General features: G+C 57.8%; 8 protein-coding genes and 2 pseudogenes. 5 read left to right on the top strand and 5 right to left on the bottom strand.

Going from position 1 to position 12,798, the window contains the following annotated elements; genetic code table 11:
• Positions 1-888 precede the first annotated feature (888 nt).
• The 4 genes from BRA1417_RS45360 to BRA1417_RS46145 all read left to right on the top strand — a co-directional run bounded on the left by BRA1417_RS45360 (position 889) and on the right by BRA1417_RS46145 (position 3,354).
• Complete coding sequence (locus tag BRA1417_RS45360; RefSeq protein WP_245286162.1) at positions 889-1,512, top strand: coproporphyrinogen III oxidase; 624 nt, start codon at positions 889-891, stop codon at positions 1,510-1,512.
• A gap of 83 nt (positions 1,513-1,595) precedes the next feature.
• Entirely contained in the window at positions 1,596-1,964 is a 369-nt protein-coding gene (locus tag BRA1417_RS45355; RefSeq protein WP_245286161.1) for a hypothetical protein, read from the top strand.
• Positions 1,965-2,063: 99 nt separating this feature from the next.
• On the top strand, positions 2,064-2,528 hold the full coding sequence (locus tag BRA1417_RS45350; protein WP_245286160.1) for a hypothetical protein: 465 nt from the start codon (positions 2,064-2,066) through the stop codon (positions 2,526-2,528).
• A gap of 232 nt (positions 2,529-2,760) precedes the next feature.
• Positions 2,761-3,354 carry a GNAT family N-acetyltransferase gene (locus BRA1417_RS46145; protein ID WP_371259981.1) on the top strand — a complete coding sequence of 198 codons (594 nt, stop codon included), beginning with the start codon at positions 2,761-2,763 and terminating at the stop codon, positions 3,352-3,354.
• Between the two features lie 646 nt (positions 3,355-4,000).
• Here the strand turns inward: BRA1417_RS46145 and BRA1417_RS39710 are convergent.
• The 3 genes and pseudogenes from BRA1417_RS39710 to BRA1417_RS39700 form a co-directional block, all read right to left on the bottom strand.
• Positions 4,001-5,028, bottom strand: a pseudogene (locus BRA1417_RS39710) (aspartate-semialdehyde dehydrogenase).
• Positions 5,029-5,824: 796 nt separating this feature from the next.
• Entirely contained in the window at positions 5,825-6,883 is a 1,059-nt protein-coding gene (locus BRA1417_RS39705) for a TlpA disulfide reductase family protein (protein WP_035969176.1), read from the bottom strand.
• 1,719 nt (positions 6,884-8,602) lie between these two features.
• Positions 8,603-9,951: pseudogene (locus tag BRA1417_RS39700) on the bottom strand (IS5 family transposase).
• A 971-nt stretch (positions 9,952-10,922) separates the two neighbouring features.
• Here BRA1417_RS39700 and tnpB point away from each other — a divergent pair.
• On the top strand, positions 10,923-11,072 hold the full coding sequence (gene tnpB, locus BRA1417_RS42275; protein WP_305728117.1) for an IS66 family insertion sequence element accessory protein TnpB: 150 nt from the start codon (positions 10,923-10,925) through the stop codon (positions 11,070-11,072).
• Positions 11,073-11,124: 52 nt separating this feature from the next.
• Here tnpB and BRA1417_RS0109125 read toward each other — a convergent pair whose 3' ends face one another.
• Both BRA1417_RS0109125 and BRA1417_RS42270 read right to left on the bottom strand, forming a co-directional pair.
• Positions 11,125-12,219, bottom strand: coding sequence for a 4Fe4S-binding leucine-rich repeat protein (locus BRA1417_RS0109125; protein ID WP_371259980.1), 1,095 nt, complete (start codon positions 12,217-12,219; stop codon positions 11,125-11,127).
• A 105-nt stretch (positions 12,220-12,324) separates the two neighbouring features.
• Positions 12,325-12,636: a hypothetical protein gene (locus tag BRA1417_RS42270; protein WP_198034802.1), complete on the bottom strand. Its 312-nt coding sequence runs from the start codon at positions 12,634-12,636 to the stop codon at positions 12,325-12,327.
• Positions 12,637-12,798 lie beyond the last annotated feature (162 nt).

Below are 12,798 nucleotides of genomic sequence, written 5' to 3'. Positions count from 1 at the left end.
AGAATCCGTACGACCATGACGGCCTCGCAGTCGCTGCCAAAGGAGTTCAAATGAAACTTGCGCGATTGGATCGCATCAATGCGACGGACGCTGGGCTATTGCAGGCGGTCCGGCCTAAAGCTTTGCCGCGTACCTCACGGGTGCCGCTGTGTCGGAGTTGGAGCACCATTTTCTCGAACAGTATTCGCACCCCCGGCGCCTGAAGTCTGCCTGGGTGCCGTTTCGCGATACCGGAAGTACATTCGCCTGAGCCACAGCATCTGTCATCCTCGCCGAACCACAATTCATCCCGCGCGTGTAACCGAGCGTGTGGCGACCTCGTTGTGATCCATGGTGGATGCCTCGAGCGGGAGCTGACGAACCCGCGCCTTTGATCGAAATGCATGACTTCGGTATCGAGCCGGAGCTGAAGAGTGCAATGTAAGCGAACAACGGATGTGCCATCGCGCCTTGCTTCACACGAAAGCTAGAGGAGTTTAGCAAAATGCGCGCGCCGACCTATTCCGAAGCCTTGGAGTTCGCGATCGACCGGTCGTACGACATCAACCTTGACATGTTGAGGTCACGGAATTTGCACCTTGACACGCATAACGATTATCTCGTCGGCACGTATCCGCCTCTCAAGGCAATGGGCGATCTGAAGGCGGAAACGTTGTTGCTCCAGGTTACGTCGTCAATTGATCTGGCGTTGAGAATCTGTCGCTTGACCTCATGTATGGGTTGTCGCAGCAAACGCTCCGAAGCTGGTACGACTCGCTTATCGGCTTACTGGATATGGGAATAGAGAAGTTCAATGTATTCCCATTGATGTTTAAATCTACAGACCCCGTAGCCCGCCATTTGGCTCGGGGACGATATCAATTCGCTGGGGCTAAGGAGCGCATTATCATGCATTTTATGGCCGAGCACATCCTCACGAGACTCGGCTATCGGCATGGGCCGATTTTCTATTGGAGTAAGCAGTCGCAGCCACACTCGGTTCAACAGAGCCGCAAATACGATTCCTGGAACGACAATAATCTGGTCCCGTTTGGGGTTGCCGGATTCGGTTACATGAGCCAGTGCCAGTTCTACAACGAGGCAGATTTAGACCGCTACCTGTATAGGGTTGAGGCGGGCGAGAAGCCAGTGTGGAAGGGTGTTGTCCTGTCGCAAGATGATCTCATGCGCAGAACCGTGATGTTTGCCCTGCGAAGTAGTGGAGTGTTGCTCTCCCGCTTCGAGCGGGAGTTTGGGGTCTCAATTGAGAAATGCTTTGGGCGCGAGCTTGAAATCTTGAATGAGGCAGGACTCATCTGCATTTCAAACGATGGTCTGCTTTCGTTAACTGCCGCCGGCACTATCAACTCGGGCGCCGTATCGCTGCTATTTTTCTCGAACAGTATACTTGAGAAGGTCGCGTACAACGACAGTAGGATAACAGACAAACGAACTGATCTGCTCGAAAAACATGATTACTCACCGGCCGCTCGATACGGGTCAAGTGCCGAAATGCAAGTTGCTTTTCGATGAAGTCGCGGGCGCGCTCGTTTATGGTCCCTCCTTTTTCCGTTTCCACCACGCAAGGGTCGCCCCGCGAGGCGCAGGACATATTCTTGCATCTGACCGATAGCATTGATCGGCGGCAGCGAGAGCGCCCGCTTGGGCTGGTCAGCAATTTTGTCGCCGATGAACTGCCGCATTGCATTGCGGAGATCAAACGCAGTGAACGACCTGATAAGGCGGTTAAGGCTCTTGGGCGTAGCATCAACGCGATGGCTGCCGAGAAGGACCATGCTGCGCAGCTGCTAAGTCTGCCGCAGTCACAGTTCGAGATCGCTAAGACAGACATCCGATATCTCGTAAATTGTGCTTATCAGATGTCTGCGTTTGCCGGCCTTCATCCCCTGGACGCCGAGCTGACGGTGGGAGAGGCGCTGAGCCGCCTTGCGCGATCGAGTTGTGACCCGGCAACCGGGCATTGAGGTCCTCTCCTATGAAGATATGATCATTATGAATCCGTTGCAGAACGATCCACGCGTATACTGCCTCGGGGCGGCCGGGTCGAGGAGCGAGATTTTTGCTTGGGCCATCAGATCATCGAGAGCGAATTGCAGTCAGCAATGGACGCTCTGCTTAATTTGCGTGATGTGGCCGATGTCGATGCGGGGCAATGTCTTGAGCTATGCTTGGCGCGCCTTGAGTCAGCAAACTGTGTTCTGACGCGCTTCTATGAACATATGTCGCCGGACTTATTTGGCCAATTTCGCGTGTTTTACGGAAAGAATCCTTATAAGAACACGCTTGGTCCAAGCGGCCGCTTCTCTGCCCGGATCGTGGCAGTCTCGGTGCTATTGGTCGGTGAAGAACTCTTCAACCAGAAACCGCAATTTTATAGGGATCTATATCGGCTTTCTGAATATTATCCGCAGAGATGCCTTCATGAGGTATTCCACTGGCTGTCGTCAGACAAGGGGAGTGCGCCGCTCAAGCCAGGTTGGCTAGAAGGGAAAGCGGACTTCCCAGGGCTGCGACCATTTCGCCAGTGATGGAGCATCACGGCGGCGAAATCCGAACGTTGCGCGCGTCCTGTATTTGTGCACTGGATCGGTTTACCCGGATGCACCGTAGTACGGCCTTAAAATATACGGTTGAGCCGGGTCGTCCAATTGTCGGAGTCGAGGTATCGGAGAATGTTGAGGCTGTCCTTTCCCAGCGGCTCTTGACAGAGGTGTGTCGGTGAGCTGACGGTCGTCTCTGCCTAGCTAAAAACAGACAACGATGCCACGGGCGCGGACGTCCGACACCGGTCGCGAGATCGTAGTCATATCTCAAGACGAACTGATCCTTCGTCGCTTCGAGTCCGGGGATAGCGATGGTGTATGGCATCTGCACAGAAGCACATCGCAGGACGTTGGTGTGTGTGGCCCGGAAGGGGCCTGGGAGGATGATTTACGTAATATCGGGGAAGTATACATGGGGTCGGGCGGAGACTTCGTAGTTGCGCATATTGGCCCCCGGCTCGCTGCTATGGGTGGGCTGAAACGTTTTAATGATGATGTCGCAGAACCTAAACGTATGCGGCTCGATCCCGTCTTTCAGCGACGAGGGTTTGGAAGAAGAGTTCTTCGTGAATTGGAGTCGCGAGCTGTCGCTCTCGGTTTCGAGTGGATAATGCTCGACACAACAACGATCCAAGTAGGGGCTCAAAGGCCCTATGAGACCGCTGGCTATGTCCACCGCAGGGAGGGGATATTGCACGGATATGCAGTGTTGTTCTACGAGAAGCGGCTCATCGGCCAGAATGACCCCACGTGTCCAAATGAGGGTCGTGAGCCGAATAATCCAGTTTTGCGCTGTGGACCAGGTTCGTGAGTGGCTGAAGAGGGCGGAAACGGTGTATTTCGGCGCGACCACCAAGGGAGAAACCGGCGCCGCGGAACCGCGGTAAGTATATCCATTTCAACATTGCGTCGACCGCTCCCATCAGTACCGGAAGGCAAGGCGGCTCCGCTTGGATGTCAGCCGGAGGCCGATCAAGCTCTCGAGGTCGAAGCCTGGTAAGAGCCGCGGTCTGAGCCTACCTTGTGGATTGCGAGCTGACCGGCGAGATGCGAGCCCACACACGCAGTTCGGTTCGCCTATGGCATTTGACGCTTCGGAGACGCGGGGCGAGGTGCGACTTCGCGCGCCAGTACGGGACATCCATCTTCGTCGCGGCTCTTCCCGCTGCGCGGCGGCTACCCGCGATCCGAGGCTTTGCGGATCATTTCGCAGAACTTACTCTGTCTTCGTTTCCCTCCGGCGACGGCCGCCTTGTCGGACTAGTCAAACTGGCGCGTAACAGTCCTTATGGACGGCTATAAGTGCAGTACTCAGCTTAACGGCGGGAGGTGGTCGAGACTGGCCCCCGACGCGTCCTGTCGTTTGCGGCCCGCTTCTAAGGATTGAGGCTCACGATGCTGACCCGAGGCGTTTTGTTTTCACCCAAGCTAGAGCTGTCGACTCGGCGTGCGCCTGATTAAAGGCCCAGCAACAGCTCCGCGATCTGCGCGGCATTCAGCGCGGCGCCCTTGAGCAGCTGATCCGCCGCCACGAACATCGAGATCGAATGCCCTGAGGGATCGCTGAGGTCCTTGCGGATGCGGCCGACCAGGACGTCGTCCTGGCCCGAGGCGTCGATCGGCATCGGGAAGTAGTTCCTGGCGCGGTCGTCGACGACCTTCACGCCCGGAGCCTGCGCCATGATGGCGCGGACCTGGTCCTCGCTGATCGGCTTCTCGCATTCGAAGGTGATGGCCTCGCAATGGGCGCGCAACACGGGCACGCGGACGCATGTCACGCCAATGGCGATCTTCTCGTCCTCAAAAATCTTGCGGGTTTCCTGGATGACCTTGGTCTCTTCGTCGTTGTAGCCGGTGTCGGGATCGACCGCGGTGTTGTGGTTGAAGAGGTTGAAGGCGTAGGGGTGCGGCATCACCTTCGGCGTATAAACGTGCCCGTTGAGGTTGGCGCGGGTGGACTCGACCAGCTCGTCCATCGCGGCGGCGCCGGCACCGGAGGCTGTCTGATAGGTCGAGATGATCACGCGCTTGATGCGGTGGTTCTGGTGGATCGGCCAGAGCGGCACCAGCGCGGTGATCGCCGCGCAGTTCGGGTTGGCGATGATGCCCTTGTGATCGCGGATGCGATTCGCGTTGATCTCGGGGATCACCAGCGGCACGTTCGGGTCCATCCGGAAGGCGGAGGAGTTGTCGACGACGACGGCGCCCGCCTTGACCGCGATCGGGGCATACTTCTTCGAAATGCTGCCGCCGGCGGAGAACAGGGCGATGTCGACGCCGTCGAAGGCGCGCTCGGTCAGTTCCTCGATGACGATGACCTTGCCGCGGAACGACACCGTCTTGCCGGCCGAGCGGGCGCTGGCGAGCGCCTTGAGCTTGCCGACCCGAAAGCCGCGCTTGTCCATGGTGGCGATGAATTCGGCGCCCACCGCACCGGTGACGCCGCAATCGCGACGACGGGATCGTTACTCACTGTGTCCTCCATTGAGATCGATTTAGACAACAAAAAGGCCCCGGACCGTCATGGGCGGGGCTTCGGTGGAGCAGATTGCGTTTTAGTCGACGACTACGCGCGCACGCCTCCCCGGGCCCCGAAGGCCGTGGTGGTTTTGGTCGTGCGTCTGGTGGTCGTGAACATGGCGGCGACTTATGCAGTACAGTTGCCCCATCAATTGATATTGAAGGGCCACGGATCATTGGTTTGAAGCATTCGAGATCGGACATTCTCAAGTACGCCTTCAGCATCGCCTGAACTTGGCCACCTCCTTTTTAAGGGACAACAAGTTTCTGTTCAGGTCTATCGTGGCCCAACAGAGCACTGGACGCGGCGCAACCAGACGAAGACGGTCAGATGTAACGTCGATACTGGGCCTCGGACGTGCATTTGACTTCTTCGATGGCGCCGTTTGTGCGGGCGAGGCGAACATAACCACGTGAGTAGTGCTCGATGTGAGTAGCCGACTGATGATTTCGAGCTACAAAACCACGCATGTAAAGGGCAGCGGCATTCCCCTGAATACAACAAGGGACCAGACACCCAGCAAAGACGAGCCGCAGGGTGTCGCATCGGTCGTTGTGGGCTAGGCTTGCTTGTGAGTTGCGAGTCCAAATCGCCCAAATGATCCTAGACGTTCTGTTGGTCGCGAGCTTCGAAGGCGCTTACACAGCCCCGATCGTGCATCTTCGATTAACATCTCTCTTCATGTCTCCTCCTGCGGCTGCACTTTGGGAGCTCCAGGAGACTTTTCCTGCGAAATCGAACAAGACCCGCTGCAACAAACCTACTCGCCCCTGTAGGTGGCCAAGGTTTGGAGCAACTGCGGCATATAATCCTTTTTCATAGCGTCCGGCACTTTCGGATCTTCTAGCCGTGTCATTGCCCGCTCGATCAGCTCGATGGCGCGTTGCTTGTCACCACTCTCGTAGTAATACTGAGCGAGCCCCCCATAAGAATAGAGGTCGAGGCCGTGGGCTTGCCCAGGATTGAGGATATTTTCCGACACATCCCTGCCGATCGCAAAGCGCTCCGCACGCGGAAGGTAGGCCCTATCGTTATCCGGATCAAAGAGTTGCCTCATCAGGATATTCAGCTCCCACACAGCATCTGACTGTTTCTCAACCGCATCTCGAACCAGTTGGCGTAAGACCTGGAACCCAGTCGCCGTGTCGCGCATTTTGTGAAGCAACAGATCCGCATGAATCTCGCGGAACCCGAAATTGTCCGGCATCGCGGCAATGCCCTCTTCGGCCGCTGAGAGCGCTGCCGGCCAATCCTTTGCTTCCATCGCCGATCGAATTGTCCGGCGGATTGAGGATACCCGCGCTAGGCGTTGGTCTTCCCCAATCCGTTTCGCATCAGCGGCTTTAGCTTCATCGCTGCTGCGCCAAGTGCCGTTGATAATTTTCGGCAAGACGTGGTCGATGTCGATCGGATTACCGATAAAGGCAATGTGGCCGTCGCGGTCGACGACGAACGATCTCGGAATCGCAAGAGAAGAGCTGGCATCCATCCAAAGCTTGTTCATTGCGCGGGTACTGTCGAACCCGATTCGATAGTTCAGATTTGAGAATTTTTCAGTCAACCATGCGTCCAACTTGGCGCGAGCCTCGTCCGCCGTTGCTGCTTTTTCATTAGCTGCGACTCCGACGACCGCAAGCCCCTCATCTTTATATTTTGCTTGCAGCTCTATCAGATGAGGCATCGCCTCCTCACATGGGGCGCACCAACTTGCCCAAAATTCGACGATGTACAATTTTCCTGGCTCGAAGTTCGTGAGGGGCTCGCCACGCAGCCAGTTCTCGACTTTGAGCGAAGGAGCAGGGGACGCCAAGCATAGCATGATGTTTTTCTTCCAACGTTACTGTTGCGCGACCCTGTCGGTTCACCTTAGTTAGCAATGACCGTGCCAGGCTGTCCGCGCGCACTAAGCACATGACAACGCTTTGAAAAACATCCACGCGCCCAGTAGGGTCGACTGTATGTAACCTGACAGGCTTTGCATCGGCGTCCGATTTCGGGCACGGATCGCGCCCTTCGTGCCGCCAAGGCCTTTTGCGAATGCGCATCCGTGATGCCGCGCTGGGCTAGTAGGAGGCGCGCGACAAAGCGGATGGTGCCCGCCGACCGACAAATTCCCAAGGGCCGGTCGTGGACAACAGCGGTCAGCATCGGATACGGCACCAGCTTTCTGAACCGAGCCAGCAAAGCGGCCTGTTCGGCGCGTTCCAGATGAACGCGGAAGCCGATGACCTCGTGCGCGTGCTGCTCCGTCGGAATTAGCAGGCACGAAAACCGGCGAGCCCTGCTTGAACATACGAAGCCAACTTTACCTCGCCAAAGCGGCGCAGTTACTTCTGTCGTCGTGTTGATTTTCCGTGCATTCCGGCTTCGACCAGTCGCGGGTGAGACTAAAGCAACAGGATGGCTCAACAGGATAGGTCGGAGATTGGAGATGGTACTGACCGCCTCGGGGCCAGCTCCGCGCACCGCTGCACGCTGGTGTGGTGTGGCCAGGACAACTTGCGAGCGACATCCTTCGCATTGGTGTTCGCAATAGCTAAGCAAATCCGCCCCGGCCTTGCGTGTTTGGTAATTGACGCAGGGAAGAACACTCTAACAGAATACGCGAACCGCGCTCGCGAAAAACGGCTCAACGATGACACGTAATCAGGAACGCCCGGCTTACAATTGGCGCCGGAGGCGGAGAATGTTGAATTCGAACCGGCAGCACATTGGCGTCCACGACCCTCAAATGGGCACCGTGGAAGCGGTCTGCCGGTTGAAATTCACTCCACATCCTCGAGGACGCGTGGTGCAGGCTGACTGAAGACTCTGTGCGATGAATATGCCGAACCAACTTGAGTTCCCGTGTCCACGCCTTCAGTCCCGCGTGAATAAACCGACGACTTCGCGGCGCTAGGTATCAACCATTGACCGTAGAAGAACCTCATGACTCCATTACCGCTCGCAGCGAATCGCCTAGTGGAGCGCAGTCCTGCTAGATGCGTGCAGCTACGCGCCTGGTTAATGTGCCGCTCGCAGGTCGGGTCGATCATTCGCGAGATGCACCTGACTGAGCCCTTGTGCTCACGGCCGACTTGCGAACGGCAAGACAGTTAAGATCATGAACTTCGGCGGCTCGTCGTTTCGGGATGCGGGTTGCTTACCCCATACATCGCACTAACTACGAAACAACTAGATCCGCATTGGTCGCGATTCTGTTCGGAATGTGCTAACAGAATCCGCTAAGACCGTTGGCGTATCTGTAGATGGACAATGCGAGGGTGCATTATGACCTAGTGGAGAGAGCAGAGCTGGTCCGGAAAATCTCTTCTGTCAGCCGCATTGCGCGCTGCATGCTAGAGTGCTTCACCGCAGAGGGGATGAGTATGCTTCCACCCCTGGAAACGTGATCTCTTGTAAGCAGTTGGCGCCACACGAGATTGTCCGAACCTGGTCCGACGTAGACGATGTTGCCACTGTTGCGATCAATCCATCCGCAAAATGGGTAAGCTTCAGCACCTGTTCTGAACAGCAGTGAGCGCTAGCTCGTCGTCCGTTAAGAAGCCGAATTGAGTGGGAGCGGACAGGCAAGCGTATGCGATAGCTGGATCAGGAAGAGGCACAAGAGTTCTCTGAACCAGGCGAGGATACGGCGGAAGTTGTGGCCGACTGCTGAGAGCACGACGTTGGCGGCGTCGCCGGCGCGGCCTTTGAGATAGCAGCGGCCAAGGTGACCTTCGGCCTTCAGATGCCCGATGATGGGCTCGATGGCGGAGCGGCGCCGGAGCTCGCGCTTGATGGCGCCGAACACGCCGCGCTTCTGGCCCGAAATGAAGACGCGACGGGGATTTTGCGTGTCGCGGCCGCGATATCCCTTGTCGACATAGGCCCGCTCGATCGGACAGCCGGTGAGCGCCTCGGTGCGCGGTCGATGACGTCCCGCAGGGTATGACCGTCGTAGGGATTATCGGGCAGCGACCTGGCGTGCAGTACGAACAGGCCACCGGGCGCCCGGCGGTTGTTGGTGACGATGGAGGCCTTCACGCCGAACTCGTAAGGCGCGGCGGCCTTGCCTTTGCCGATGCATTCCACCTCCGGGGCATGGAAGGAATAAAGCTTCCAGCCGCGCTGGCGCTGCTGCTGCGAGCGGATTTGCACGGCCCGGCCAAGCGGGAGGGCGAATGCCTCCTCCAGTGCCGGCTGGCCCTCGATCTTGCGGCGGATGTCGCGGATGATACGGCCGAGCCGGCTGCGCAGAATGCGCAACTGCCGCTGATGCCGGCTGAACTGTTTGGCATGGGCGTAGCGGCCCGCCATCATCGCGGCGGCCTTGGCCACACGAGAATAGGATTGCCGCAGCCTGACGGCGTGCCTTCTCGCCAGGCGGTTGAGCCCCTTGATAGCCGCATGAAGCAGCTTGGCATCGGTCGGAAAGGTGATGGCCTTCGGCTGCACCGTGGTGTCGACCGTGACGCGCTTGAGGTCCTGGCCGCGTAACGCGCCGGCCTCGTGCGCCACCCGCAGGCTCTCGGCCAGCAGCAGCTCCAACTTGTCGCCGAGCCGCTTGCGCCAATGGCTCAGGTCCGAGCGCTCGTGCGGGAAGACATGCTGAAAGAACTCTTCGCCGGTGAAGAACTGGAAATACGGGTCGTGAACCCAGCGCTCGCAAACGCCCTCATCGGACAGCCCGTAGGTGTGCTTGAGCAACAGCAGCCCGATCATGAACCGGGTCTCGATCCCGGGCCGGCCATTCTCGCTGTAGAGCGGCGCGACCTCGCCGTCGATCCAGTCCCAATCGATCTTGCCGGCGAGCTGAACCAGCTCGTGCTTCATGTTGATGATCTGGTCCAGCCGCGCCCGGAACAGATCGTTCGATCCCGTCGTCCTGTGCTTCTTCGGTCGCATCGGCCCCTCCGATGCACCACAGAATCATGGTCCGCAACGAAAGGGAATCCACAAACGAAAATTGCAAGGTTTGGGGGCCTCAAGCCCCCAAACCCTGCAATCTCAAATGCCGCCGCAACTAAAAAACTGACTCCTGCTCAATCGCTTAGAGCCTTGTTCACGGACGACTAGCTCTCCTGGATGCACTCGGCATCACGTGGGCTCAAGGCGGATCAGGATGAACGGTGTGGGGTTTATTTTACCCGCGACGCAGACTTGCCCTCAAGAAGCTTGCACAAGCCGAAATCCAACCTCTACGTATTCGGAAATAGTACTAGTTGCCGAGATCCATGAAGACAGAGCAGAACGCACCAATTTCAGGGTCCCAATCTGCTGTTTCGTGCGCTCAAAGGTACACACGGCTCTGAGGACGAGCAACCGGCTGCCGGGCTGTGAAACCGTACCTGCGCTCGCGAGTCACAACGTGTCAGATGGAAGCACGTCAACGCCGCTCGTTTCCGGACGACCACAACCGGCAAGCCGTCGATCTGGTCGCATGGGATTGCTCGCTTACGGAAGGAACGAGCGGTTGCGCATGGAGCGGGACATTTTGATAGGTCAATGTGTTGCGCGCAGCGCGTCGAGGGCGATGAAGTTACGATGAGAAGGCTCGACTTGTCGAAGAGAACTTGCAGGCGGGCCAGACGGGTGCGGTATCGCGCGCTGGCACGGGTGGCTCACAGCGTGTTGTTCACTTGAAGCCGGCAAGCGCGCCAGGGTCGGCTGCGCGGTGTGGCGGCTCCGATCTCGAGCGACGCGGCACAAACGGCCTCTTCCCCGCCTGGGTAGCGTGCAAGGGTTGGAATCATCGGGATTGAGCTCGGCGGCTGTCGCGTTCGCGTTGACCGTGGCTGGGACGTTGAGACGCTGCAGCGACTTCTTGAGCTGCTGCAGCGACGATGGTCCAGATTCCGAGCCGCGTCAGGGCTTGAATCGCTACTGGCGACATCGACATGCGTCGGCCTGCGAGCCTCGCTCTTACATTCCAGGAGATTCTGAGGCGCAATCCGCGCGCTGGCGATCTCTACATCTTCCGGGAACGTCGCGGCGATCTGGTCAAGATCCTCGGCATGACGCAATAAGCATATCGCGGCAAGTTCATCTGGCCGTCGGTCGCCCGGCGAGGTATCGATCTCAGCGGCGGTCTTCCGCAATCCGCGAGCTCGCGACTTCGCGTACGAGACTATGCGGGTCATGGACAAGGCTAAAGATCTGAGCCATTGGCGCACGGCTTGCGACCTCGTAGCGGATGCGCCAGTCAGGATCATGCTGCAGCAGGGACACAACCTGCACAGATAGTCGTTGGGCTATCTCCAGTCTTACCGACGCGTCACGATCGTCGATCATGCCGAGCAACCATTCATTTGGTATGCGCCGTGCTACAACACGGCGGACCTCGGCTTCCTCGTCATTCATCATTTGGGGGAGCAGTATAGGCTCGATCCGACTCGCGACGACAAGGCGAACATAGTAATATTCGTCTGAGGCCATGGAAAGCAATTCTTCACCGTCGAGCAGGGTCGCTACCCGCCTCCTCAGCTCGGGACGCGGATGCTTCCGTAATTGCAACGCGTAGCTTCTAGGCAGGCGAAGTATCGCATTCCATTGCACCTTTTCATTGGGATCATTGATCAGCGACGGCAGCAGAGAGACCTTCGCAAACTTCGCCGCGATCGCCCTTACCTCACAATGCGGATGGCTGAGATAGCCGTCGGCGAGATCCGGATTCCGCTCGAAGAACCTCTCGATACTGCCGGGACAACGTTCGTTGACGCAGGCGTGCTTGAGCCGACATCCGCCGGTTTCGCTCAGTGCGAGATGCTCGCACAATGCGCAGTCAAGCCGGTGGCCCTCCCAGTCAAGAGCCTTGTCGATATCATCAATCATTGTCCTGCCCACATAGGTTAGGCACGCCGCAGCAACGGCTTGCCAAATTTTGTCGGAGGTCGCGAGCTCCAGAAATTTTCCGAACGCCAGCCCTGCGCCTGCATCTGAATGGCGTGATTCTGGAAGCCGACTGTCCCGTCGATCGAACCGCCGACCAGCGCCTGCAGCGCTTTTTGAGCCACCGGCGTGGAAGTTCTCGATAGTAACGTCAAGGCCTTGGTCTCTGAATGCACCAAGCTTCACACCGAATTGAGAGGCATAGAGTTGAGGATCTGTGATCCCGCCGCGATCCTCAATTTCGCCTTCTCGAGCCCGGCGGCATCCGCCGAAATGACCGAGCAAACGGTTAGCGCCATGACCAGCATCATTCGTGTCAAAGCGTGCATGCGAAGCTCCGTGACTGTTGGGAGAGTGTTACGATCAGGTTTCATGAGCAGGCGCGGGCCGTCAAACCAGGAACTGCTTTTCCGCGCGCTCGACGATAGCGTCGAGGAGAACAACAGAGGCGGAGAGAACGATGATTCCAGCAAATACCCTGTCCGCATCGAGGACGCCCTTGGCCTGCGCGATCAAGTGCCGCAATCCTAGCGGGCGAGGAAGATAACCCGGTGGTGAACGGCAGGTACACGTGGCGCAGCAGGGAGGATTGCAGGCGCGCAGCAGGCGTGCATTCGCCAGCACGACCGGATTGACCGGGCACGCCTGAACGTGTTGAAGAATGCGACGAAGAGAACCGGCGTCAGCAGCCAGGAAAGACAAGATTCTCTCCAGCCAAATGAACTGCACCGCTTGGGAGCAGCGCAATTGTCGTGGGGCCAAAAACAACTACAGCTAGCATCAAAGACTGCCTTACAATCGATCGTTCCAAATTATCGCCACCGCTGCAAACCGTCGGGACGGACCAGGCACTGGCTTGCAACT

The sequence above is a fragment of the Bradyrhizobium sp. WSM1417 genome (assembly GCF_000515415.1).
Lineage (GTDB): Bacteria > Pseudomonadota > Alphaproteobacteria > Rhizobiales > Xanthobacteraceae > Bradyrhizobium.
Note: the sequence above shows the minus strand (reverse complement) of the source record. Positions and strands in the feature narration are given on the sequence as shown.

Bases quoted from the DNA above. Each gene is read 5' to 3' on its own strand.
- BRA1417_RS39705 (WP_035969176.1), bottom strand. From the start codon at position 6,883: ATGCTATGCTTGGCGTCCCCTGCTCCTTCGCTCAAAGTCGAGAACTGG.
- BRA1417_RS45360 (WP_245286162.1), top strand. From the start codon at position 889: ATGCATTTTATGGCCGAGCACATCCTCACGAGACTCGGCTATCGGCAT.
- BRA1417_RS46145 (WP_371259981.1), top strand. From the start codon at position 2,761: ATGCCACGGGCGCGGACGTCCGACACCGGTCGCGAGATCGTAGTCATA.